Annotated in this window: 21 protein-coding genes; 15 read left to right on the top strand and 6 right to left on the bottom strand. The window is 61.8% G+C overall.

The features are described 5' to 3' along the window. The 11 genes from AACS18_RS13995 to AACS18_RS13945 all read left to right on the top strand — a co-directional run. Positions 1 to 665, top strand: a 665-nt coding sequence (locus AACS18_RS13995) for an isochorismate synthase (protein WP_258228940.1), incomplete at its 5' end; no start/stop codon positions are given. After that, positions 662 to 2,308 carry a (2,3-dihydroxybenzoyl)adenylate synthase gene (locus AACS18_RS13990; RefSeq protein WP_108614412.1) on the top strand — a complete coding sequence of 549 codons (1,647 nt, stop codon included), beginning with the start codon at positions 662 to 664 and terminating at the stop codon, positions 2,306 to 2,308. The genes AACS18_RS13995 and AACS18_RS13990, both read left to right, overlap by 4 nt. Then, positions 2,305 to 3,237, top strand: a complete 933-nt coding sequence (locus tag AACS18_RS13985; RefSeq protein WP_108614411.1) for an isochorismatase family protein — start codon at positions 2,305 to 2,307, stop codon at positions 3,235 to 3,237. Before AACS18_RS13990 ends, AACS18_RS13985 begins: the two co-directional genes overlap by 4 nt. Further along, complete coding sequence (dhbA, locus tag AACS18_RS13980) at positions 3,234 to 4,001, top strand: 2,3-dihydro-2,3-dihydroxybenzoate dehydrogenase (protein WP_108614410.1); 768 nt, start codon at positions 3,234 to 3,236, stop codon at positions 3,999 to 4,001. Before AACS18_RS13985 ends, dhbA begins: the two co-directional genes overlap by 4 nt. Positions 4,002 to 4,126: 125 nt before the next feature. Continuing rightward, positions 4,127 to 8,116 carry a non-ribosomal peptide synthetase gene (locus AACS18_RS13975; RefSeq protein ID WP_108614409.1) on the top strand — a complete coding sequence of 1,330 codons (3,990 nt, stop codon included), beginning with the start codon at positions 4,127 to 4,129 and terminating at the stop codon, positions 8,114 to 8,116. Further along, positions 8,113 to 8,982, top strand: a complete 870-nt coding sequence (locus AACS18_RS13970; RefSeq protein ID WP_108614408.1) for a hypothetical protein — start codon at positions 8,113 to 8,115, stop codon at positions 8,980 to 8,982. The genes AACS18_RS13975 and AACS18_RS13970 overlap by 4 nt, the downstream gene beginning before the upstream one ends. A gap of 301 nt (positions 8,983 to 9,283) precedes the next feature. Next, positions 9,284 to 10,372 (top strand): pyruvate dehydrogenase (acetyl-transferring) E1 component subunit alpha, encoded by a 1,089-nt coding sequence (gene pdhA / locus AACS18_RS13965; protein ID WP_108614407.1) that lies wholly within the window; start codon positions 9,284 to 9,286, stop codon positions 10,370 to 10,372. Then, positions 10,365 to 11,351 carry an alpha-ketoacid dehydrogenase subunit beta gene (locus AACS18_RS13960; RefSeq protein WP_021231077.1) on the top strand — a complete coding sequence of 329 codons (987 nt, stop codon included), beginning with the start codon at positions 10,365 to 10,367 and terminating at the stop codon, positions 11,349 to 11,351. The genes pdhA and AACS18_RS13960 overlap by 8 nt, the downstream gene beginning before the upstream one ends. Beyond that, complete coding sequence (locus AACS18_RS13955; RefSeq protein WP_108614406.1) at positions 11,348 to 12,448, top strand: dihydrolipoamide acetyltransferase family protein; 1,101 nt, start codon at positions 11,348 to 11,350, stop codon at positions 12,446 to 12,448. Before AACS18_RS13960 ends, AACS18_RS13955 begins: the two co-directional genes overlap by 4 nt. Before the next feature lie 208 nt (positions 12,449 to 12,656). Next, on the top strand, positions 12,657 to 12,866 hold the full coding sequence (locus AACS18_RS13950; RefSeq protein ID WP_005302803.1) for a cold-shock protein: 210 nt from the start codon (positions 12,657 to 12,659) through the stop codon (positions 12,864 to 12,866). A gap of 90 nt (positions 12,867 to 12,956) precedes the next feature. Beyond that, positions 12,957 to 13,262, top strand: a complete 306-nt coding sequence (locus tag AACS18_RS13945; RefSeq protein WP_108614405.1) for a hypothetical protein — start codon at positions 12,957 to 12,959, stop codon at positions 13,260 to 13,262. Here the strand turns inward: AACS18_RS13945 and AACS18_RS13940 are convergent. Beyond that, positions 13,249 to 13,497, bottom strand: coding sequence for a TIGR02647 family protein (locus tag AACS18_RS13940; RefSeq protein ID WP_005334209.1), 249 nt, complete (start codon positions 13,495 to 13,497; stop codon positions 13,249 to 13,251). The genes AACS18_RS13945 and AACS18_RS13940 overlap by 14 nt on opposite strands. A gap of 245 nt (positions 13,498 to 13,742) precedes the next feature. Here AACS18_RS13940 and AACS18_RS13935 point away from each other — a divergent pair, with 245 nt between their 5' ends. Beyond that, the gene (locus tag AACS18_RS13935) at positions 13,743 to 14,291 is read left to right on the top strand and encodes a hypothetical protein (RefSeq protein ID WP_108614404.1); all 549 of its coding nucleotides are present in this window, start codon (positions 13,743 to 13,745) and stop codon (positions 14,289 to 14,291) included. A gap of 159 nt (positions 14,292 to 14,450) precedes the next feature. Further along, on the top strand, positions 14,451 to 14,843 hold the full coding sequence (locus AACS18_RS13930) for a DUF2750 domain-containing protein (protein ID WP_005334204.1): 393 nt from the start codon (positions 14,451 to 14,453) through the stop codon (positions 14,841 to 14,843). A 94-nt stretch (positions 14,844 to 14,937) separates the two neighbouring features. Here the strand turns inward: AACS18_RS13930 and AACS18_RS13925 are convergent, their stop codons facing one another. The 4 genes from AACS18_RS13925 to AACS18_RS13910 form a co-directional block, all read right to left on the bottom strand. Continuing rightward, the gene (locus tag AACS18_RS13925; RefSeq protein WP_108614403.1) at positions 14,938 to 16,788 is read right to left on the bottom strand and encodes an extracellular solute-binding protein; all 1,851 of its coding nucleotides are present in this window, start codon (positions 16,786 to 16,788) and stop codon (positions 14,938 to 14,940) included. Positions 16,789 to 16,915: 127 nt separating this feature from the next. Continuing rightward, positions 16,916 to 17,662, bottom strand: coding sequence for a DeoR/GlpR family DNA-binding transcription regulator (locus tag AACS18_RS13920; RefSeq protein ID WP_005350628.1), 747 nt, complete (start codon positions 17,660 to 17,662; stop codon positions 16,916 to 16,918). A gap of 94 nt (positions 17,663 to 17,756) precedes the next feature. Next, positions 17,757 to 20,189 carry a formate C-acetyltransferase/glycerol dehydratase family glycyl radical enzyme gene (locus AACS18_RS13915; RefSeq protein WP_108614402.1) on the bottom strand — a complete coding sequence of 811 codons (2,433 nt, stop codon included), beginning with the start codon at positions 20,187 to 20,189 and terminating at the stop codon, positions 17,757 to 17,759. Positions 20,190 to 20,193: 4 nt separating this feature from the next. Continuing rightward, positions 20,194 to 21,090 carry a glycyl-radical enzyme activating protein gene (locus AACS18_RS13910; RefSeq protein ID WP_108614401.1) on the bottom strand — a complete coding sequence of 299 codons (897 nt, stop codon included), beginning with the start codon at positions 21,088 to 21,090 and terminating at the stop codon, positions 20,194 to 20,196. 128 nt (positions 21,091 to 21,218) lie between these two features. On the opposite strand from AACS18_RS13910, the gene fsa reads away from it, so the two are divergent. Together fsa and AACS18_RS13900 are read left to right on the top strand one after the other, a co-directional pair. Beyond that, positions 21,219 to 21,872, top strand: a complete 654-nt coding sequence (gene fsa, locus AACS18_RS13905) for a fructose-6-phosphate aldolase (protein ID WP_108614400.1) — start codon at positions 21,219 to 21,221, stop codon at positions 21,870 to 21,872. 130 nt (positions 21,873 to 22,002) lie between these two features. Then, complete coding sequence (locus AACS18_RS13900) at positions 22,003 to 22,182, top strand: hypothetical protein (RefSeq protein ID WP_043823310.1); 180 nt, start codon at positions 22,003 to 22,005, stop codon at positions 22,180 to 22,182. Positions 22,183 to 22,200: 18 nt separating this feature from the next. Here AACS18_RS13900 and AACS18_RS13895 read toward each other — a convergent pair whose 3' ends face one another. Beyond that, positions 22,201 to 23,400, bottom strand: a complete 1,200-nt coding sequence (locus tag AACS18_RS13895) for an HD-GYP domain-containing protein (RefSeq protein ID WP_019446125.1) — start codon at positions 23,398 to 23,400, stop codon at positions 22,201 to 22,203. Between the last annotated feature and the right edge of the window lie 64 nt (positions 23,401 to 23,464).

Genomic DNA, 23,464 nt, shown 5'->3' with positions numbered 1-23,464 from the left:
CCTATGTGTTCCAGATCCCGCTGCCGGAGGGAGAGACCCTGCTTGGCGCCAGCCCCGAGCTGCTGGTATCGCGCAGCGAGATGGCGGTGGTGAGCAATCCGCTGGCGGGCTCCCGTCCGTGGCACGCGTTTTCCGATCAACTGGCGGCCAGTGCCGAGCTGCTGGGGGCGCAGAAAGATCGCTATGAACATGCGCTGGTGGCCGATGCGGTCGCCGCCGCCCTCGCTCCCTTCTGCCGCGAGCTGGACGTCCCCCCAGAGCCGCAGGTGATCGCCACTCCTACAATGTGGCACCTCTCGACCCGTATCGTCGGGCGGCTCCATGAACCCTCTCCCGTGCTGGCACTGGCGCTGGCGCTGCACCCGACGCCGGCGGTATGCGGCACACCGCTCTCGGCAGCGCGTCAGGCCATCGCTCGGCTCGAGGGGTACGATCGCCGCTTCTACTGCGGCGCCGTTGGCTGGATGGATGCCGATGGCAATGGCGAGTGGGTAGTCACCATTCGCTGTGGCGTGTTGGCCGGCAAGCAGCTGCGGCTCTATGCCGGCGCCGGGGTGGTAGTGGGCTCCTCGCCTGAAGCGGAGTGGCAAGAGACCGCCGCCAAGCTCGGCACCATGCTGCGCGCCTTCGGCCTCGAAAGCCGAGAGCCGGAGGTAACTGCATGAAGCCGCTGGTGCCCTTTACCCCCTGGCCCGCCGAGCTGGCAGCCCACTACCGGGCACAAGGGTGGTGGCGCGGACAACCGCTCACCGCCCTGCTCGATGAATCTGTCGAACGTTATCCCGAGCGCACGGCCCTGATCTGTGGCGAACGCACCCTCAGTTATGGCCAGTTAAAACGTGAGGTCGATGCGCTGGCGGCGCGGCTGGCCGCGCGCGGGCTGGGTCATGGCGATACCGCGCTGGTGCAGTTGCCCAACTGCGCCGAGTTCTATATCTGCTGGTTTGCCTTGATCCGCTGCGGCGTAGTGGTGGTGCATGCTCTCTACAGCCACCAGCGGCGCGAGCTGGTGGCCTTTGCCCGCCAGATTGAGCCCGCCTTGCTGGTACTAAGCCCCTCCCATCCCGGCTTTGCCGGTGAAGCGGGGAGCCTCGCGGCCCTTGACGAGCTGGTGGCGCCTTCCTGTCAGACACTGCTTTTCGAACAGGCTGAAGGGGGCGATCTTCAGTCTGGATTTGCATGGCGTCAGCCTCAATCCATGACCCGTGCAGATGGTTCTGTGCAGGTGGCTGCTGCGCCTACACCGACTCCAGCCGATCAGGTCGCCTTTTTCCAGCTCTCCGGCGGCAGTACCGGCACCCCCAAACTGATCCCCCGTACCCACGATGACTATGGCTACAGCGTGCGCCAGAGTGTGGCGGTGTGCGGTTGGGATGAGCGGGTGATCTATCTCTGCGCCCTGCCGGCACCCCACAACTTTCCCCTGAGTTCCCCCGGCGCACTCGGGGTGTTTTATGCCGGTGGCTGCGTGGTGCTGGCAAAAGATCCCTCTGCGGCAACCTGTCTGCCGCTGGTGCAGCGTCATCAGGTCAACTGGGCGGCACTGGTGCCACCGGCGCTGGCGCTCTGGCTGGAGGCGGCCAGCTACTATCCGCAGACCTCTCTGGAGTGTGTGCAGGTGGGCGGTGCGCGCCTCAGCCCGGCTCACGCCGAGGCGGTGGCGAGCCGCCTTGGCTGCCGCTTGCAGCAGGTGTTCGGCATGGCCGAGGGGCTGGTCAACTACACCCGCATCGAGGATGACCACTGGCTCATCGTCAATACCCAGGGCCGCCCGATGAGCCCGGGCGACGAGGTGGAGGTGCGAGGCAGCGACGGACGCCCCTTGCCTGATGGTGAGTGTGGCGAACTCTGGACGCGTGGCCCCTACACCTTTCGCGGCTACTTCAAGGCTGATGCCCACAATCAGCGGGCTTTCGACCGGGACGGTTTCTACTGCACCGGCGATCTGGTCTGCCGCTTGCCCGGCGGCCATCTGATGGTGGTGGGACGCAACAAGGATCAGATCAACCGGGGCGGGGAGAAGATCGACGCCATCGAGATTGAAGAGCTGCTGATTACTCATCCGGAGGTGCGGCAGGCGGCACTGGTCGCCATGCCGGATACCATGCTCGGGGAGCGCAGCTGCGCCTTTTTGATGTGCCGCGAGCCCCTCAATCTGCCCCGCTTGCGCCGTTTCCTGCGCGAGCAGGGGGTGGCCGATTACAAACTGCCCGATCGCCTGGTGCTGGTGGAGCAACTGCCCCACACCCCGGTCGGCAAGATAGACAAACAGACGCTGCGCGAGCAGCTCGCCAAGGAGTGTGCATGACCATTCAATCCCTCGCCGCCTATCCGCTGCCCACTGCTGAGGAACTGCCCAGCGGGCGGGTGAACTGGCCTTTCGAACCGGGCCGCGCTGCCTTGCTGGTCCACGATATGCAGCACTATTTCGTCGACTTCTATGGGGCGGACAATCCGCTGATCAATCAGGTCATCGACCATATCGCCATCCTGATCCGTCAGGCGCGTGCTCTCGGCATGCCGGTGGTCTATACCGCCCAGCCCGCCGAGCAGAGTCAGGCCGATCGGGCGCTGCTCAACGACATGTGGGGGCCCGGATTGACCCGGGCGCCGGAGCGTCAACCCATCGTCCCGGCGCTGGCACCCGAGCCGCAGGATACGGTGCTGACCAAGTGGCGCTACAGCGCTTTTTGCCGTTCACCGCTGGCCGAGCTGATGGCCGAATGGGGGCGAGATCAGCTGGTGATCTGCGGCATCTACGGTCATATCGGGGTGATGCAGACGGCGGTCGATGCCTTTATGCGCGATATCCGTCCCTTCCTGATGGCAGATGCCATCGCCGACTTCTCACGCGAGGATCATCTGCTGGCGCTCTCCTATGTCAGCCGCAATGCCGGTCGGGTGATTACCGTGGCCGAGGTGATGGCGGCCAGCAAACGCCCTCTGACTCGAGAGTCACTGCGTGATCTGGTGTTGGCGCGGCTGCCCGCCGAGATGCAGCAGGAGCAGCCCACCGAGGATGACAACCTGCTCGACTACGGTCTCGACTCGCTGGCGGTGATGGGGCTGGTGGAAGAGTGGCGTCAGCAGGGGCTGGTGGTGGAGCTGGCCGAGTTGGCCCGCACGCCGACCCTGGCTCACTGGTGGGCGCTCCTCTCCCGTCAGCTTAATGTCAGTCAGGCCACGGCTTATCAGGTCAACGAAGTGCACGTCAGCGAACCGGAGTGCACCCCATGAGCGAGTGGCAAGGCAGAACCATCTGGGTGACCGGCGCGGCGCAGGGAATTGGCCATGCGGTGGCGCGTACCTTTGCCGAGGCGGGGGCCAGCGTGGTGGCGTTCGATCTGCAACTGGCCGAGGCGTTGCCCGGCAACGTGAAGGGCGTGGTGATCGATGTCAGCGACAGCGAGGCCGTGACCCGCTGCTGCGAACAGCTGCTGGACGAGGGGCTGGGGCCCGATGTGCTGGTCAATGTCGCCGGCGTACTGGCGACCGGCAGGCTCGATGAGGTGGATGACGCCCTCTTGCAGCGCACCTTCGCCATCAACACCTTCGCCCCCTTCTACCTGATGCGGGCCCTGACCCCCTGGTTTCAGGGACGGCGCAGGGGCGCCATCGTCAATGTCTCCTCCAATGCCGGTCGGGTGCCGCGAGTGGGGATGGGCATCTATGGCGCCTCCAAGGCGGCGCTGACCAGCCTCACCCAAACGGCAGGGCTGGAGCTTGCCTCCTATGGGGTGCGCTGCAATCTGGTGTCGCCGGGCTCGACCCGAACCCCGATGCTGTACGGCATGTGGCAGGAGGGGGAGGCGGAGCAGCGCGAAGGGGAGCTGCGCACAATCGCGGGCCTGCCCGGGCAGTTCAAGCTGGGGATCCCCCTTGGCAAATTGGGAACACCCGACGAGGTGGCTGCCTGCGTGCTGTTTCTCGCCTCCGATGCCGCCAGCCATATCACCCTGCAGGATCTGGTGGTCGATGGCGGTGCCACTTTGGGGGTCTAGCCCGCGCGCTGCCGATCTGGCAGGCGTGACACGCACTTTATGGAGGAGGCCTTGCCTCCTCGCTTTTCAGCCATGCGGGCAGGAGCAACTCACTGCCCGCTCGATGTTTGCGCAAGGACATTTCCATGGAACAGACAATGGCGATGCGCGCCACCCACCTGCGTGGTGAGCACCCGCGCTGGCCGCTTACCACTGCTCAGGCGGGCATCTGGTTTGCCCAGCAAAAATACCCGCAGAGCCCCGCCTGCAATACCGGCGAGTACTGGCTGCTGGAGGGGGCGCTGGCTCCCCATCACTTCACCCGCGCGGTGCGTCAGACCATCGACGAGATCCCCGGTCTGCACTGCGCCTTTGTGGCCACTGCCGATGGCCCGCAGATGGTGGCCAACCCCGCCTGCTGGCAGCTGAGCGAGCGGGATCTGCGCAGCGAAGCCGACCCGCTCGCAGCCGCGCAGGCTGAGATGCGTGCGCAGTTGGCCGTCCCCTTCAATCTGGCCGGGGGGCCGCTGTTTGCCACCACCCTCTATCGCCTTGGCGAGGGGCGGTGGGCCTGGTTTATTGCCGTGCACCATATCGCCATCGACGGCTTTGGCCTGAGTTTGCTCTGCCAGCGGGTGGCGAGCTGGTATGAGGCGCTCTGCATCGGCGAGCAGCCTGCTCCCTGTCGTTATGCGACCCAGCAGGAGTTGTTGGCCGAGGAGGCGGCCTATCAGGATTCGCCGCGTGCCGCGCGGGATCGCGATTTCTTCGTGCAGCAGCTGGCCGGGGTGGAGAACCCGGCGTCGCTCTCCCGCCGTCCGGCGCAAGGGCCGGGCCCCACATATCGTCTTGAACAACGGCTTGCTGGCCGCCAGTGGCAGGCATTGGTGGCGCGGGCGAGTCGTTCGGCCTGTCACCCCTACAGCCTGCTGCTGGCGGCGGTGGCCAGCTATGTGCAGCGGATGAGTGGCGCTGGCGAGGTGGTGCTGGGTATTCCGCTGATGGGGCGGCTGGGCTCAGCGGCGGTCGATACTCCCTGCATGAAGGTCAATGTGGTGCCTCTGCGCATTGAACTGAGCGGCACCAGCCGGGTAGGGGAGTTACTGGCACAGGTCGAGCGGCAATTTGCCGCTCTGCGTCGTCATCAGGGCTGCCGTCAGGAGTGGTTACAACAGCGTCAGCCGGGCCAGCCGCTGTTTGGCCCTCAGGTCAATTTGATGCCCTTTGCCCGTACCCTCAGCGTTGGTGAAGGACACAACCAGGTTCGTGGCGAGGTGCAGGTGCTGGCAGCGGGGCCGGTGGAGGAGTGCGCCTTTTACTTTGCCGAGGAGGCAGGCGCGATGACCCTGACCCTCGAAACCCGTCAGGGGCGCTTCAGCCAACAGGAGAGCGAACGTCATCTGGCCCGCCTGCTGGCCTATCTGGCGGCCTGGAGTGAGGCGGATGACGAGGCCCTGGCAGTGCGCTTGCCGCTGCTGCTGTCCTGTGAGCAGGCTGAGCTGGTGCGCTGGAACCAGACCGACTATCCGTTGCCGACTACCACTCTGAGCGCACTGCTGGCCGAGGGGCTGGCGGCGGCAGATCAGAGCGCCATCGCGCTGGAGTGTGGCGCCGAGCGCTGGAGTGTTGCCGAGCTGCGCCAGCGTACCCGTCAGTTGGCCAGCTATCTGGCGGGGAGGGGCGTGGGCCCCGGTTGTCGGGTGGCGGTAGTGATCCCGCGCTCTCCCGAGCTTATTCTCGCCCAGCAGGCCATCATGGCGGTGGGGGCCGTCTATGTACCCGTTGATCCGGACTATCCGGCGGAGCGGATTGGCTACATTCTCGCCAGCAGCGACCCTGCGCTGGTGCTGACCAGTCGTACGCTTCAGATGCCGCTCGACGTGGCCGTACCACTTGTCTGCCTCGATGCCCCCGGTGTGGCAGAGCAGCTGGCGACGATAGACGTGGCGGCGACAGCACCTTGTGAGCTGCCTGCTCCCGGGCCGGAAGATGCGGCCTACATTATCTACACCTCCGGCTCGACCGGTCGGCCCAAAGGAGTGGTGGTGAGCCATGGTTCCATCGTCAACCGACTGCTCTGGATGCAGCACATGTATCCCATCGGCCCGGCGGATCGGGTGCTGCAAAAGACCCCGGCCGGTTTCGATGTCTCCATCTGGGAATTTTTCTGGCCCTTTATTACCGGGGCGCGGCTGGTGCTCGCCAAACCGGGCGGCCACAAGGATCCCGCCTACCTTGCCGAGCTGATTGAGCAGGCAGGGATCACCACCTTGCACTTTGTCCCCTCCATGCTGCAGATCTTTGTCACTCAGGCCGAGCCTGCCCGTTGCTGCGCCCTGCGGCAGGTCTTCTGCTCCGGTGAGGCGCTGTCCGCGGATCTGGTGCAGCGCTGGTATGGGACATTCTCCGCCCCCTTGCACAACCTCTATGGCCCGACCGAAGCTGCGGTGGATGTCACCTGGTATCCCTGCCGGGCAGACGAGGCGGTGACCAGCGTGCCCATCGGTTATCCGGTCTGGAATACCTGCATCCACATTCTCGACCCCTGGTTGCAGCCGGTACCCCCCGGTGTGGCGGGGGAGCTCTGGATCGGCGGCGTGCAGGTGGCGGATGGCTACTTTGGCCAGCCCGAGCTCACCGCCGAGCGTTTTATTGCCAATCCCTTCGGGGCGGGACGGCTCTATCGCAGCGGCGATCTGGCCGCCTGGCGCGAGGATGGCGCCATCGAGTATCTGGGGCGCCTCGATTTTCAGGTGAAGATCCGTGGTCAACGCATCGAACTGGAGGAGATCGAGCAGGTGCTGCTGCGCCATCCCCGGGTGGCGCAGGCGGTGGTGCTGGCCCCCGAATTTGCTCCCGGCGATCGCCGTCTGGTGGCCTATGTGGTGGCCTCAGATAGCAGAGAGCTGACGCTGGCCGAGCTGGCACCCGCCCTTAGCGCTGCCTTGCCCGACTACATGGTACCGGGACTTTTGGTTACTCTGGCCGAGCTGCCACTCACCCCCAATGGCAAGCTTGATCGCAAGGGGTTGCCGCTGCCCGATATGGCATCGGCAGTGGGTCAGTCACTGCCGAAAACTCTGCTGGAGGAGCGGCTCTGTCGCCTCTTCGCCGAGGTACTGGGGCTGGCGCGGGTCGGCGCCGACGATAACTTCTTTGGTCTCGGCGGCCACTCCCTGCTGGCGGCGCAGCTGGTGGTGCGTATTGAGGAATCACTCGGACAGGATCTCACTCTGGCCAGCCTGTTCGAAGCGCCGATCCCCGCCCAGCTGGCGCGTCGTCTTGGCGGCGAGCGGGAGGCCATGCCCATGCTGTTGCCCTTGCGGGCGCCCGGTGCGCAGTCCGGCGTATCAGGCCGCACCCTCTTTTGCGTCCATCCCGCAGGGGGGCTCGGCTGGTGTTATGCGCCGCTGGTGCCCCATCTGCCGACCGATATGGCGGTCTATGCCTTGCAGGCAAGGGAGCTCTGCCAACCGGATGCGCCGCTGCCTGCCAGCTTCGACGAGTTGGCCCTCGATTATGTGACCGAGCTGCGTCGTCAGCAGAGCGAGGGGCCCTACTGGCTGCTCGGCTGGTCGCTGGGGGGGATGCTGGTGCACCGGATGGCCGCCATGCTGCAAGAGCAGGGACAGGAGGTGGCTATGGTGCTGCTGCTCGACGCCTACCCCTGCCAGCAGTGGCAAACCCAGCCGTTGCCCGACGAGCAGCGGATGCTCGATGCGTTGCTGCGGATGGGAGGCATTGCGGTTGCGGACGACGCGCTCGATTCCCTTACTCGGGGCGACGTGGTGGCCCGACTGGGGGCAGAGGGGAGTGCGCTGGCCATGCTCGACGAGCAGGTGGTGAGCGCCATGATTGAGCTGGTGGGCCACAACAATCGGCTGATCCGTGAGCCGGTCGACTATTGCTACCACGGGGAGGTGATCTTTATCGAGGCGTCAGCCTCCCGCCAGCCCTGGCTGGATGGACGTGGCTGGGCGTCGCTGACAAAAGGGGAAATCAGCTATGAGCGCTTCCCCTGCCAGCATCAGGAGATGGTGCATCCCGACTGGCTGGCAAAGATCGGCGCTTTTATTTGTGAGCGGGTCGATGGGGTCGGGCAACAACCGCACATCTGGCAGGAGGGGGACGCATGACCCCGGTTGCCGCTATCCGGGAAGCCTTGCTGGCGGGCAAGCTGGTGGGGCTGGGGGAGCCGCATTGGCACCCGGATTTTATCCGGCGCCAGCACGCCTGGCTGTGTGATCCGGCGCACTGGGGAGTCATGACTGATCTGGTGCTGGAGTGCGGCAACCGCCGCCATCAGGGCTTGCTCGATGCCTGGCTGGCGGGGCAGGAGAGTTGGCAAGGGGAGCCGCTGACACTGGCGCGGCTCTATCCGGTCTGGCTCGACTCCTGCGCCTTTCCTGCCTGGATGGCCCCCGAGTTTCCGGCTCTCTTTTCCGCTCTGCGCCAGAGCAATATGGCGCGCCCTGAACATATGCGGCTGCGGGTGCATCTCTGCGAGCCCTTATTCGAGTGGCAGGAGATGAGCCCGGAGCGGTGGCAGCAACACAACAGGGGGCGGGATCAGGCGCTGGCCGACTATCTTCTTGCACTTCCCCCGCGCGGCGCGGTGGTGCTGGCGGGGGCGCGTCATCTGCTCAAAGCCGCAGGGGATCCCCATTTTGCGCAGCCGACGCTGGGTCAGTTGCTGGAGGCGGCAAGACCGGGCTGGCTACAGGTGCTTCACCCTTGGCCAATGGTTGCTGGGAAGGGAGATGAGGAAGAGGAGCGGGTGTGCGAGCTGGCCGGGATCGCGACTGCCGACCTCTATCCTCACTGGCCGGTGCATCCGCCGCTGGAGACCCTCATCGATCGGTTGGTGCGCGTGGCTGACCGGGGACGGGAGATGCGAATTTGCCCCACCTTGCTGGCCGAGCCCTGGCGCAGCCGCTTGCTGAGTCGCGCTCACTTGCTGCCAGCTGGCATGGCCAGCCAGCTGCAACAGTGGCTGGCGTAACTGCTGGTTGGAGTAACGGCGGACCGAAGTAACAGCTAACTGAAGTAAATGCTGACTTGAGTAACTCAATGGGGGAGCAAGGCTCCCCTTTTTCACATTTGGCATCCTGCATTCAGCGCTGCAAAGTTGCACCATTTACGGCATACCTTGCCACTCATCGCCGAAAATTCAGCTCCTTCGCTACTTTAAAGAAGTTTCTACTGGTCTTACCTGAGTAAATCCCTTTGCTTTTTATTTAACAAGGTATTTACATCTAGGTGTCACCAGCATCGGTGACGATCACAACGGCAAGGAGCCAGTTATGACCCATGTCGACATCCCTTTCCTTCGTTACCTCGATGCGGAAGGGTGCCCGGTCGCCACCTTACCGACCTGGCTGGACAAGGCGATACTGCACACTTTCTACCGCAATATGGTGATGGTGCGCAGCTATGACAAAAAAGCGATTGCGCTGCAACGAACCGGCAAACTCGGTACTTTTCCCTCCCATCTCGGCGCAGAAGCCGTGGGGATTGGCATTGGTCTCGCCATGCAGCCGCAGGATGTCTACGTCCCCTACTATCGGGACATGCCCACCCTCTATGTGCGGGGCGTACCGATGGAGAAAAACCTGCAATATTGGGGCGGGGACGAGCGGGGCAGCTATTTTCTCAAACCTGATGGGAATCCCTCTGAAGATCTCCCCATCTGCGTCCCCATCGCCACCCAGATCACCCACGCCTGCGGTATTGCCTCGGCTTTCAAACTGCGTAATCAACCGCGGGTTGCCGTAGTCACCATCGGCGACGGCGGCACCTCCAAGGGGGATTTTCTGGAGGGTCTCAACTGCGCCGGGGTCTGGCACCTGCCGATGGTCATCATCGTCAACAACAACCAGTGGGCTATCTCGGTGCCGCGCAAGCTGCAATCGAGCGCTCCTACGCTGGCCCAGAAGGGTATTGGCGCCGGGGTGCGCAGCCTGCAGGTGGATGGCAACGATGTGGTGGCGGTCTACGATGCCGCCCGCAGTGCCGTCGAACGGGCCCGCAGCGGCAAGGGGCCGACCCTGATCGAGGCGGTCAGTTATCGCCTTGGCGATCACACCACGGCCGACGATGCCACTCGCTATCGCGATGGGGCCGAGGTCGAGGCCGCCTGGGCGAAAGAGCCTGTCAAGCGGCTGCGCCAGTTTATGCACAGCCAGGGCTGGTGGGATGAAGAGCAGGAGCAGAGCCTGCTGGCGGAGGCTACCCGAGAGGTCGAACAGGCGGTCGCCCGTTATGAGGCGATGGCGCCCCAGCCGCCGGAGGCGATGCTCGATTATCACTACGCCAGCCTGCCCACCGAACTCTTGCCCCAGCGCGAGCGAGTGATTGCCAAGGGGATGAAGCAGGAGGTTGGCCATGAGTGAGATCAGTTTGCTGGAAGCGGTCAACATGGCCCTTCACTACGAGATGGAACATGACCCGGATGTGGTGGTGTTGGGCGAGGATGTGGGGGTCAACGGCGGGGTGTTTCGCGCCACGGTTGGCCTGCGCGACAAGTTCGGTTTCAAGCGGGTGATCGACACGCCGCTGGCCGAAGGATTGATCGCCGGGGTGGCGGTCGGTATGGCGACCCAGGGGCTCAAGCCGGTGGCAGAGTTCCAGTTTCAGGGCTTCATCTTTCCCGGGATGGAGCAGATCATCTGTCAGGCGGCGCGGATGCGAAACCGCACCCGTGGCCGCCTCTCCTGTCCCCTTGTCTATCGCTCCCCGTATGGCGCGGGCATTCATTCGCCTGAACATCACAGCGAGAGCGTCGAGGCGCTGTTTGCCCATATCCCTGGGCTACGGGTAGTGATCCCCTCCAGCCCGAGACGCGCCTATGGCCTGCTGCTCTCGGCCATCCGCGATCCGGATCCCGTGATGTTTTTCGAACCGGATCGCATCTATCGCTCGATGAAATCCGAGGTGGTGGATGACGGTGTCGGCCTGCCGCTGGATGTCTGCTTCACCCTGCGCCCGGGCCGGGATATCACGGTAGTGGCCTGGGGGGCCTGCATTCAGGAGGTGATGCGGGCGGCGAACCTGCTGGCCGAGCAGGATATCCAGTGCGAGGTGCTGGATCTGGCCACCATCAAGCCGCTGGATATGGAGACCATCCTCACCTCGGTGCGCAAGACCGGTCGCTTGCTGGTGGTACACGAGGCGTGTGGCAGCTTCGGGGTCGGGGCCGAGATTGTGGCGCGGGTGACCGAGCAGGCACTTCCCAGCCTCAAGGCGCCGCCCAAGCGGCTGACCGGCGTGGATGCCGCCGTTCCCTACTATCGCAACGAAGCGTATTACCTCATCACCGAGCAGGATATCGCCGATGCCGCTCACCAGCTGATGGAGAACCAGTGGCTATGAAATTTTTCAAATTACCGGATCTGGGTGAAGGGTTGGCCGAAGCCGAGATCGTCGAATGGAAGGTGAGCGCCGGTGATAGCGTTGCGGTCGATCAGGTGCTCTTGTCGGTGGAAACGGCCAAGGCGCTGGTGGATGTGCCCTCTCCGGTGGCCGGGGTGATTGCCCGTCTCTGCGGCGCAGAGGGAGATATCCTCCATATCGGTGCGCCGCTGGTGGAGTTCGAGGGGGGCGAAGATGATGGGACCGTGGTGGGCAAGGTGAGCGCCCATCAGCAACATATCGAGGATCACTTTGTGGTAGGAGCCATTGCCCCGGGTGGCGCGCTGGTGCAAGCCATGCCTGCCGTGCGCCTGCTGGCACAAAAACTGGGTCTGGATATCGACCGGATCAAGGGGAGTGGCAGCGGCGGCATGGTGACCGAGCTGGATGTGCAGCAGGCATTCGAGGCACAGCAGAGCAGTGGCAACGAATTCCTCAAAGGGTCACGGCGTGCCATGGCCAAGGCGATGGAGCTCTCTCATCAGGCTGTGGTACCGGTCAGCATCACCGACGAGGTGGATTTACGTCACTGGCGGCCTGATGAGGATGTGACGGTGCGCCTTATCAAGGCCATTGGCGTGGCGTGCCGCGCCGAGCCCTCGATGAACGCCTGGTTTGATGGCGACACCCTGTCACGGCGGCTGTTCAAAGAGGTCAATGTAGCCATCGCGGTGGATTCAAAGCATGGCCTCTATGTGCCGGTGATGGAGAACGTCGCCGAGCGGGAGGGAGCAGATATCAGGCAGGGGCTGGATCGGATGATCGCCGATGTGAAGGCGCGCGCCGTGCCGCGCGAGATGTTGCAGGGGGCGACCATTACGCTCACCAACTTCGGTGCCATAGCGGGCCGCTATGCCAGCCCTATCGTGACGCCGCCGCAGGTGGCCATCATAGGGGCAGGCAAACTGTTCGAAAAAGTGGTGTTCATCCATGGGGAGGCTCGCCCGGTGAGGGCACTGCCGCTCTCGATGACATTTGACCACAGAGCCTGTACCGGCGGCGAGGCGGCTCGTTTTCTCAGAGCGCTGGTCGAAGCGTTGGAAGCAGCCACCTTATAACGGTTTGTGCCCTGTCATTGGCAGGGCACAAATTTGTTTGCGTAATCTACAAAGCCACGTATAATCCAAACCAGCTTGAAAGGGCGATAGTTATGTCAATGAATACGATGTTTCACATCTTGTCCTGTTGTTCATAAGTTAATCCCGTTTTTTGAGCTTTACCCGCTGAAAAGCATAAGTAATTATTTTGAATACAGGTTTAAAAGATATGTCTAACATGATCACCGGTACCGTTAAGTTTTTCAACGAAACCAAAGGTTTTGGCTTCATCCAGCAAGAAAACGGCCCGGACGTTTTCGTTCACTTCAGCGCCATTCAAGGTAACGGTTTCCGTACCCTGGCTGAAGGTCAGCGCGTACAGTTCTCTGTGACCCAAGGTCAGAAAGGCCCGCAGGCTGAGAACGTAACCGCTCTGTAATTCTTACAGAATTTAAGAAAGCCGTGGTACCTCTGGTGCCACGGCTTTTTGTTTATATGGCTTTTGCTACTAATTCCTATGTGCTGAATCATGCTGCTATCGCTCCTGCTTGCTGCCACCTTGACTCCGACGTCCGATGCGCCGGTACCGATGCAATCCGCGATGGAAGCACAGATGATCTGCCAGCAATTTGTCCATGTCCGGATGGGCACTGCACAGCAACCCGATGAGGTGAATGCGCGACTGGTGCCTGAAAGGGAAGGGGAGTGGCTGGTGGATGGCAAAGTAAAAGGACCCGAAGGTCCTTTGCTGTTTGCCTGTCATCTTCACCAAGGGGAACGCTGGGAGCTACTCAACTTTTCACTCTGGGCGCCACAGCCGGTCAAAGCGGTTTGAGTGCGACTAGCAGATGTTGCAGGTGTTCAACCATGGTCATGCCAAACGGGGTGAGATAGCCGCCATCTTCTGCGCTGATGAGCCCCTGTTGATGCAGACGGGCTGCCGCTTGGCACAACTCTTCAGACATATCGCTGCGTAATTTAATCCCCAGGCTCATGTTGGCCGGATCAAAGCATGCCAGTATTTTCAAATCGTTCACGAATTCGTTAGAAACCTGGTCGATCCCAATCATGGATTTACTCCTTACGCTAAAGATGTATGCAAACTAGCATCCCCGGATCCACTTTAGTGGGCGCTGGCTCAAATTATTGATCTTTGGCTGGATGCTGCGTTTCAAATGCTGTTTTTTTCGGCGTAATCAGATGGTTGGCTGACAGCTTCGCCAAGGGCCGAGCCGGACCAAACGTGGTAGGATAGGGCACTTCTTTATATCGGACGGTCTATTGGTGGCTGTTCGCCCTGTTCAAGGTATCGCTCATGGTCAAGATCACTCTGGTATCCCTGCTGCATTCACTTTGTACCCGCTTTCCGGTTTACCCCTCTGCTTCGTTGACGTCCCTGTTGGATGCCCATCAGGGCGAGGTGTGGTTACCTGCACGCAAGGGGGCCGACATTGCGCTGTTACGCAAGCATGCCAAGGGGGCTCATGAGCTGGCGTCACTCGATGCGGGCTGGTGTGATTTTGCCGCCAGCGACAGCGGTGATACACCCGAGCTGGATGCACTGGCCAACTACGACAGCGAGATGATGGATAACCTGCTGATGTACTGGCACACCGCCGCCAAGATCAACAGCCCGATCACCGATAACCTGTTCGAGCTGCGTCGCGAAGTGGTGGATGAAGCCCACGGGGTGAAACTTGCTGCCGCCTGGGAGCAACAGCAACAGCAGCGTTTTGAGCAGCTGATGGCGATGGCGGCCAATGGCCAGGATCTGCTCTGCTTTGTCGAGGTGGAATCCGCTTACTGGCTGCGGCAAAAGCTGAGCGAGCAGCCTGATGTGGAGCTGATCACCCCTGCGCTGTAAAAGGGGCAATATGCTGGCTGGCGGTCTCGCTATCGAGGAGGCTGCTCTATCCTTATTTGCGTCATTGTCCTCCCCATCCGGTGCCAAGGGGCTGCAAGCTGGACAAGCTGACGACAAGATGTGAACATGGCGCCCTTTATCGAGAGAGAGACTTGGCCAATGAGCTATGAACTGAGCGACACCGAGCGCAATGCCGCGCTGCAACTGAACGCTGATTACCGTTACGATCACTTCATCAGCAAGCTGGTCGAGCATGAAGAGCTGTTCGTCCTGACTGACGAGCATGGCGTCATGATGCTGACCACCGATGATGAAGATTGCATCCCGGTATGGCCGCACCCGGAGTACGCCAAGGCGTGGGCCGAAGGTGAGTGGGCCGATTGCAAGCCGCAGTCCATCACCCTCAAGGTGTGGCTGGAGCGCTGGGTTGACGGTATGGAGCAGGATGAGCTGTGTGTTGCTGTGTTCCCGACCCCGGATCAGGAAGGCATCGTACTGGAGCCGGCCGACGTGGCTGACGCCATTGCCGAGAAGCAGGCCAAACGCGGCTGATCACCGAGCTATTCGCAACACCGGTTGCCAACAAAGACCCCGCTATCTGGCGGGGTCTTTGTTTTAGGTCTGTTTGCCAAACGAGTTGTGGCTATCAGGGCTGGCGATAGGTGGTGTCGATGATGGGCTCGGCCCGGAAAGTCTTGCCACTCTTGATGGCTGCCCTGGTCTCGGATTTTAGCTCTTCATCGATCCACAGCAGACCGCCATAGCTGTAACCGCTGTTGTCGCCACCGAGGGGCCAGTAGAGCTGCTCGCTCTTGGGTGTTGCAGGTACTTTTGGCAGTTTTATCCAGCGCCAGGCGCCTTCCCGGGTGTAGGGCACCTGATAGGCGGGGACGAAGCTTGCCAGCTCATAGAGCCGCTGCTGGATCTGCCGTGACAGGGCCGCCTTTTTGGCAAAGTCGAACTCCTTGTCATACTGCTCCACCAGAGCCGTGATGGCATCGTCATCGATGTTCATGATGTTGTTGGTCTGGGGCTTGTTGGCGTTGACCTTGTGGAAGAACTCCCAATAGGCGGGATAGCGGCTGCCCGCCCAGGCCATCCAGGCGCTCTGGTGCTTTTTCTCCAGCATCGATTTGAAACCGGCCGATGCATCCATCAGGTTGAGCTCCAGATTAAGCCCCGCCTTCTTGGCCTCTTCCCGCAACAGCGTGAGCCGCTGGGCGTGCTCTGCTGTGGTATAGGTGATGGCGAGGGTCAGTGACTGCCCCTTGTCGTTTTGCAAAATCCCCTGCGGCCCCACTTTGTTAAAGCCTGCCTTGGCAAAGTATTCCCGTGCCAGTTTGGGATCGAACGGACGGGCCTTGATCTCGCTGTTGGTAAACTCACCCTGACCTGAGCCATAACTGTTTAGTCGCTGGTAATCCCCCCGCAGCAGGGTGGTGAGCATCTTGTCGAGGTTGAGGGCATGCTGGATCCCGAGCCGCACATCGAGATTATTCAGCAGCGGATCGGCGGTGTTGAGATAGAGCCCCATTGGCGATTGCGGGGTCTGGTTGTAGAACCAAGTGCGCGCGATATACCCCTTCTCGAACTCTGCAGTTTTGGTCTTGTCGTGCCACCAGTTGGGCATCACCAGCGGGAAGGTGTCGAGATCGCCGCGCAGGAAGTGCTGCCAGGCGATGTTCAGATCCCTGAGCACCTTGATCTCGATCCGCGCAGGATTGAAGCGATGCTGGAAGTAGCGCTCGTCATCCCCCCACCAGTTTTCAATCCGCTTGAAGGTGACCGATTTACCCTTTTTCACCTGATCGATCTGATAGGGGCCGGTGACTGGCAACACCTTCCAGTTGTACTCCTTGACCCAGTTGGCGGTGAGCTTGATGGCGTGGCTCGGCTCCGGGCTGATGGGCAGTGACTCGAGCAGATCCTGGCGGCTCTTTTCGGTGCCGCTGGTGATGGCCAGGGTGTGATCATCAAACTTGGTGATATCGGCTATCTGGGTGCTGTAGTAGTTGTTGTACCAGGGGTCGTTGATCTCTTTGCTGCGCATCATCTTGAGGGTAAAGAGCCAGTCATCGGCGGTGACCGGCTGGCCGTCTGACCAGCGCGCTTTGGGATTGATGCGAAAATAGAGGGTCTTGTTGTCGGCGCCGAAGGCCCACTCGTTTGCCAGCATCGGCATGGGGTTGCCGGTGACGGGATGAGTGCTCAGCAGTGGCAGGTTGGTTTCCCGCACGTAACCGGCAAAGCCGCCGTTGGAGTCGGGGCCATATTTGCGCAAGGTCAGGGGGAAGCTGGTCATAAAGGTGCGAAAGGTGCCGCCGCGCTTGGCGGCCGGATCGGCATAGAGAGGATCCTGGTTGTTGCTCTCCCACTTCAAGTCGGCGGGTAGTGTGGCACTCCAGCCAAACGGGCTCCAGCACAGGGTCAGGGTGATGGCGGTGGCGCGAATGATAGGGGAGAGTCGGCGCTCCCCGGCGTTGATGGTCGATGGCATGTCCTTGCTCTCCTGAAGTCTGCTTCCTGCAGATCACGCACTGGTGATGTCAGTCCCGATGGGGACTGGCTCATCATGAAAATTTTATCCTGTCAGGTCAATGAAATAGCGTGAATTAGCGGGTGGCCTAGGCCGCAACGCAGTGCAGGGTGATCCCCTTGGCCGCAATGGCAGCCCGCATAGGGGCGGGCAGGGCATCGTCGGTAACCAGCACGTTGATCTGACCCGGCGCGCCGAGCTGGCTCGGGTGGATGGCGCCAAATTTGCTGCTGTCGGTGATGACCACATTGGTCATCCCCTTGGCCAGCACGCTGTTGACCACGTCGGCCCGCATCATGTCGCGGCCGGTGAAACCCATCTCGGGATGAAAACCGTCGACCCCGATAAAGGCCTTGGAGAAGTGCACCTGCTCGATGCAGAGGCGAGTGAGCGGCCCCACCACGCTCTCGCTCTGATGCTGGAACAGCCCGCCGAGCAGCACCACCTGAGCCGGGGTGTCTTTGAGCAGATGGGCGATATAGCTGCTGATGGTGATGATGGTGACCCGTTTGTGCAGGGCCAGATGGCGCGCCAGCATGGCGTTGGCGCTGCCCCCCTCGATAAAGACCGTTTCGCCATCTTCCACCAGCTGGGCGGCCCGCTCGGCGAGGCGCTCCTTGAGCAGGTAATTGATGTTCATCCGGGCATCCGGGTCATCGGTCTCCAGCGCCATGGCCGAGCCGTGTACCCGTCTGAGCAGTCCCTGCTTCTCCAGCGCGGTGAGGTCGTTGCGCACCGTCACCTCAGACACGCCTGTGTGTCGGGAGAGTTCACTCACGCTCATCTTGCGAGCCTGATGGACCAGAGTGAGGATCAGTTGGTGGCGTGGATTCATGGTGCGCTCACATGCAAGGTGGTGGATAGCGGCAAGCCACCCGTGGGGTGGCTTGCCAATCATATGACGTCACTGGCGCCATGGGTGCGCCCCGTCAGAGACTGTGCTCGGTGCGGGCGATGATATCATCTTGCGCATCAGGGGATAAGGCGGTGAAGAAGGCCGAATAGCCCGCCACCCGCACCACCAGATCCCGGTACTGATCCGGATTGGCCTTGGCTGCCAGCAGGGTTTCCCGCGAGACAATGTTGTACTGCACGTGCCACCCCTTGTGCACCTCGAAGAAGGTGCGCAGCAGGCTCATCAGCTTGGCCTTGTCCCGCTCGTTCTCAAGGCTCGCCGGACTCAGCTTCTGGTTGAGCAGCACCCCGCCGAGGATGGCCGCCGTGGGCAGCTTGCCGATGGAGTTGAATACCGCCGTCGGGCCGAGACGATCCGAACCCGACGAGGGGCTGGCCCCTTCCGCCAGCGGCGTGCGGGCGTGGCGGCCATCCGGGGTAGCCATGGTGGCGGCACCGAAGGGCACATTGGCCGAGATGGAGGAGGTGCCGGCATAGTAGGTGCCACCGATGGGGCCACGGCCGAAGCGGGTGTTGTGCAGCTCCTTGAGCTCGTCGATGTAGCTCTGGTAGGCCTGCACCAGCAGCAGGTCAACCTCGTCCAGATCGTTGCCATATTTGGGGGCGGCATTGGTGAGGCGCTGGCGCAACTGCTCCCCTGCTAGCCCGGTAAAATCTTGTTCGAGTGCTTCGGCCAGCTCTTGCTGATCCACAATCCCCTGCTCGAACACCAGTTTCTTCAGGGCTGCCAGGCTGTTACCGAGGTTGGCGATCCCCACCTGCAGACCGGAGACCCAGTCATAGACGGCGCCCCCCTCCTTGATGGTCTTGCCGCGCTCGATGCAGTCATCTACCAGGGTGCTGCAGAGGATGTCATGGGCTTGGGCTTCCAGCACGCTGTCGACCACGCAGTCGATCTCGATGGATTTGCGGGTGAAGTAGCGCACCTGCTCATCCCAGCGGGCCATCACCTCGTCAAAGTTGCCAAAGCTCCCGTCTCGCAGCGACTGGGGCTGGGGCAGGAATACCTTGCCGGTGGTGGCATCGCAGCCGCCATCAAGGGAGGCCAGCAGGATGCGGGCGAAGTTGATAAAGCTCATGCCGGTGCAGCGATAGCCCCACTTGCCGGGCACGGCGGTCTCGATACAACCGATGGCGGCGTAGTGGTGGGCATCCTCCACGCTTACTCCGAGCTTGATGAACTCGGGGATCACCACTTCGTCGTTGTTGAAGGCGGGCATGCCGAAGCCGCAGCGGATCACCTGAATGCAGGCGTCGAGGAAATCCTCGCTCATCCCGGCATGGTAGCGCACCGAGAGGTTGGGCTGGGTGGATTGCAGCTGGCCGCAGGACTCCAGAATCGCGTAGGAGAGGCCATTGACAGCATCATGGGCAGTGCCATCCCGCCAGTTCTGGCCGCCGATGGTGACGTTTTGATAGAGCGGGCTGCCGGCGGAGGCTTTGGAGTGGGTGCCGGAGCGGATCTTGTTCACCTCCAGCAACTTGAGCCAGCACCCTTGCAGCAGCTCGATAGCGCACGTCCGAGGCAGGGATTCCGACAATTCCACCTCGCGGCGATACCAGGGGTAGAGGTATTGATCCATCCGGCCAAACGACACCGAGTGGCCGTTGGATTCGATCTGCAGAATGAGCTGGATAAAGTAGCAGAGCTGCAGCGCCTGCCAGAAGGTCTCGGGGGGCTGGTGGGCGATGTGGGCGCAGTTGAGCGCGATGGTCTCCAGCTCGCTTTGGCGCTCTGGGCGCAGCTCTTGTTTGGCCATGTCGCTGGCAAGGGTGGCGTAGCGCGAGATGTGAGCGCTGACTGCATCCAGAGTGATGGCGACGGCGTGCAGGAACTGCTCGCGCTGCAGATCGGCCCAATCCGCCAGATCCAGTCGACTGCGGCGCTCGGCCACCTTGGCCTTGAAGCCATCGAGCCCCAGCGTGAGCAGCTCCTCATAGTTGACCGCGAGGTGGGCATCCCCCGAGGTCATGTTGCCCTCGGCCTTGATGATGCCGCTCTCCAGCAGCGCTTTCTGCTCATCGGTAAAGAGGCCAAAGCAGCGATCCTGCACCGTCTGACCGCGCCAGAAGGGGGTGAGGGCGTGGATGATCTCCTTGTCGGTTTCGCTGACTGCAAAACCGGCGCCGGGGCGGTCTGCCAGCTCGTCGATCTCCTTCTCAATCCAGCTCACCGTGTACTCAGGAAACAGTGGCGCCGCCCGCACCTGACTGGCCTGATTGCCGACGATCAGCTCGTCGTGCTTGATCCAGATGGTGCGCTCCTTGAGGTGATGGGCCAACGCCAGAGCGCGGCGCACCGGCAGCGGCCGGGCGAGATGAGCCTGATAGGCCTCGGTGTAGTGGCGGGCCCGCTCGGTGCAGACCGGTGGCTGAACGATGTGGATCAGGCTCTCTTTGTGGGCGCGGATCCGCGGGCTGAGGGTATTGAGGTCGAGCTGGGTCATGATCTTATCCTCTGGTCACAGGGGTCAGCCCCTGACGTTGGGCGTATGCGTGGGCAAAGCTGAGTAAATCGGGGTCATCGAGCGGTGTCTCCGGCGCCTGATAGGGCAGATCCAGCAGGGCATATTTGCCCATCCCCAGGGTGTGGTAGGGGAGAAAATGGATCTCCTGCACCGTGCCGAGGCTGGCTGCGGTGTCGGTGATGGCAGTGATCGATGCGCGGTCGGCATTGAAACCGGGGATGAGCGGCACCCTGATTTGCATGGCCACGCCGCGCTCGGCAAGGCGCTTGAGGTTTGCGATGGGCAGCTCCACCTTGCCGCGGGTCCAGTGGAAGAAACGTTCTTTATCCACGTGTTTGAGATCCGCCAGCACCAGATCCAGTGAGGGGAGGCTTGGCTCAATCTGGTGCCATGGCACATGGAGGCAGCTCTCGACCGCGGTGTGCAGCCCTTCGGCCTTGCAGCGGGCCAGCAGGTTGGCAGCAAATTCGGGCTGCATAAACGGCTCGCCGCCGGAGAGGGTGACTCCACCGCCGCTGCGCTCGAAGAAGGGGCGATCCCGCAAGATGGTGTCCATCAGGGTGTCCAGGGTTTCATCGCGGCCGCACACCTGCAGCGCTTCGCTAGGGCAGAGGCCGCGCAGCCGTTCCATATCATCGGCCTTGAGGGCAGAGCGGCTGAGCTGGATGCCCTCGCTGTCACGCAAGATTGCCGGACAAGCCTGGCTGCAGAGCTGGCATCCCTCGATGCACTGGCGCCGGTCGAGTAGTATGTCCGGCTTGGGAGAGCGGCTTTCCGGGTTGTGACACCAGCGACAGGCCAGCGAGCACCCCTTGAGCAACACCAGGGTGCGAATGCCGGGGCCATCGTGAGTTGAATATCGTTGCAGGTCGAAAATCATACCGCCTCCTTTTGTATTTGCATTCTATTTGCTTTCATTCGAAAGTTGATTTGATTTCGATCAAGCTATTTGCAGATGTTTTATCGCTAGAATGGCGACATATTGAACATCCCGTTAAGGAGTTAGAGATGGAGCTGTATCTCGATACCGCCGATGTGGCGGCAGTACGTCGCTGGTCACGGATCCTGCCGTTGGCCGGTGTCACCACCAATCCTTCCATTACCGCCGCTGGGGGATTGCCGCTCTGTGAGCTGCTGCCCGCCCTGCGCGATGTGCTGGGGCCCAAGGCGCGCCTGTTTGCCCAGGTGATGGCCAAAACCGAAACCGAGATGGTGCGCGAGGCATTTGCCCTGCGTGAGCTGGACCCGGATCTGGTGATCAAGATCCCGGTATGCGCAGAGGGGCTGGCTGCCATCAAGAGCCTGACCGCCAACGGTGTGCCGACTTTGGGCACCGCTGTCTATACCCCGCAGCAGGGTTGGCTGGCGGCGGTGGCGGGGGCGGAATATGTCGCGCCCTACGTTAACCGGCTGGATGCCCAGGGGGGCGATGGCATTGCCACCGTGCAGGAGTTGCAACAGCTGCTTGCGCTGCACGCACCGAACAGCAAGGTGCTGGCAGCGTCATTCCGCACTCCCCGTCAAGCGCTCGACTGTCTGCTGGCCGGTTGCCAATCGATCACCTTGCCGCTCGATGTGGCGGAGCAGTTGCTGAACGTGCCGGCGGTGGATGCGGCATTGGCGAAGTTTGATCAGGATTGGCAGCGCGCTTTCGGTCGCTGATCCCGGTGACAAGCTGATTGCCGTGATTGAGGGGGAGGGTGAAGAAGCGCGGGTGATGGGGATTGACCGACTAGACTGGAAAGAGGTGGCTACATTCGCGGGCCGCCCTGCAGTCTACCGGAGGTATCCCATGAGCGACCATCTGCTACTCCCCCATGGTGAAGATTTGCGTCGTGCGGTGCGTTGGCTCAGCGAGCATCACCAGCATGATATCTCTGCCATTGAAGAGGCCAGTCTGCGTTTTGATCTCTCGCCGCTGGATGAGGAGTTTTTGATCCGGCACTGGCTCGACAGCCAGCGCCAATCATGAATATCCGAGGTGAGAGATTTAGAAGAAGTTGGCGAGGTTGATGCCAAACTCTTTGGGGTCGACCGTGTTTTCGATGCTCTCCTGCACCCCTGACTTGGCCAGATCCAGCCACTGTACCTCGAGGTAGTGACGCTGGGTGGCGTGATAGATCACCTTGACCACCGGCTTGAGCGGCTGCTGCTCGTTGCGCTGCATCACGATAGCCAGGCGCTGGTTTGAGAGCTGTACTAGGGTTCCCACCGGATAGACCCCCATGCACTTGATGAACTTGGTGACCAGTTCGGCATCGAAGTGCTGATTGATCCCCTTGAGCAGAATGCGGAAGGCCTGGGTCGGCTGCATACCCGCTTTGTAGACCCGATCCGCGGTGATGGCATCATAGACATCGACGATGCCGCTCATCCGGGTATATAGAGAGAGCTGCTCCCCCTTGAGTCGCTGCGGGTAGCCGGAGCCATCGAGCCGCTCGTGGTGGTTGGCGGCCACCTCCAGCATGGTGGGGGTAATGCCAGGGGTATTGCTGAGGATCTCGTAACTGTGCACCACATGCTGACGCATGATGGCGAACTCCTCATCGGTCAGCTTGCCCGGTTTGTGGAGCACCTCGTCCGGGGTCATGATCTTGCCCACGTCGTGCAGCAGGCCACCCAGAGTCAGCTCCTTGAGCACGCTGCGTTCCAGTCCCAGATAGCGGCCGAAGTTGGCCAGCAGAATGGCCACGTTCATGGAGTGCTCCATCAGGTAGGCATCCTTGGCGCGAATACGGGCCAGACAGAGCATGGCATCGCCGTGGGTGAACATGGTGTCCACCATCTCTTCGGCGACTTCGGCCAGCGGGGTGATGTCGATGGGCTCACCCGCTTTGAGGTGGCGAATGAACTTGCCTTGCAGCTCGCGCGCTTCCTGATAGAGTCGTCGGATTTTAAGCTCCCGTCCTTCACCGTTGGCACTGGCCCGGCGTCCCACCTGGGCGCTGTTGGCATTGAGGTCGGGGGAGGTAACGGCGTCACTTTCGGCACTGCCCAGTTTGCTGCGAGCCAGATCGATGCGTACCGTGAGCACCCCCTGACGCACCAGATTGGCAATTTGCGCCACGCTGGTCACCAAGCCCATCTGGGCGATCTCCATCCCACCTGTCTGGCTGGCGATAGCAATGACATACATGCCGGGTTTCAGCTGGTTGACGGGAATGACGGGATAGGATGCTTGAGACTTCATGAGGGCTTCCTGACTCTTATTATTATGAGTATCGTTCGGATGGGTCACACCGGAGAAGTGTAAC

The organism is Aeromonas sp. HMWF015 (genome assembly GCF_963878965.1).
GTDB lineage: Bacteria > Pseudomonadota > Gammaproteobacteria > Enterobacterales > Aeromonadaceae > Aeromonas > Aeromonas veronii.
The sequence above is the reverse complement of the archived record's forward strand: the minus strand, read 5'-3'. Positions and strand labels throughout refer to the sequence as shown.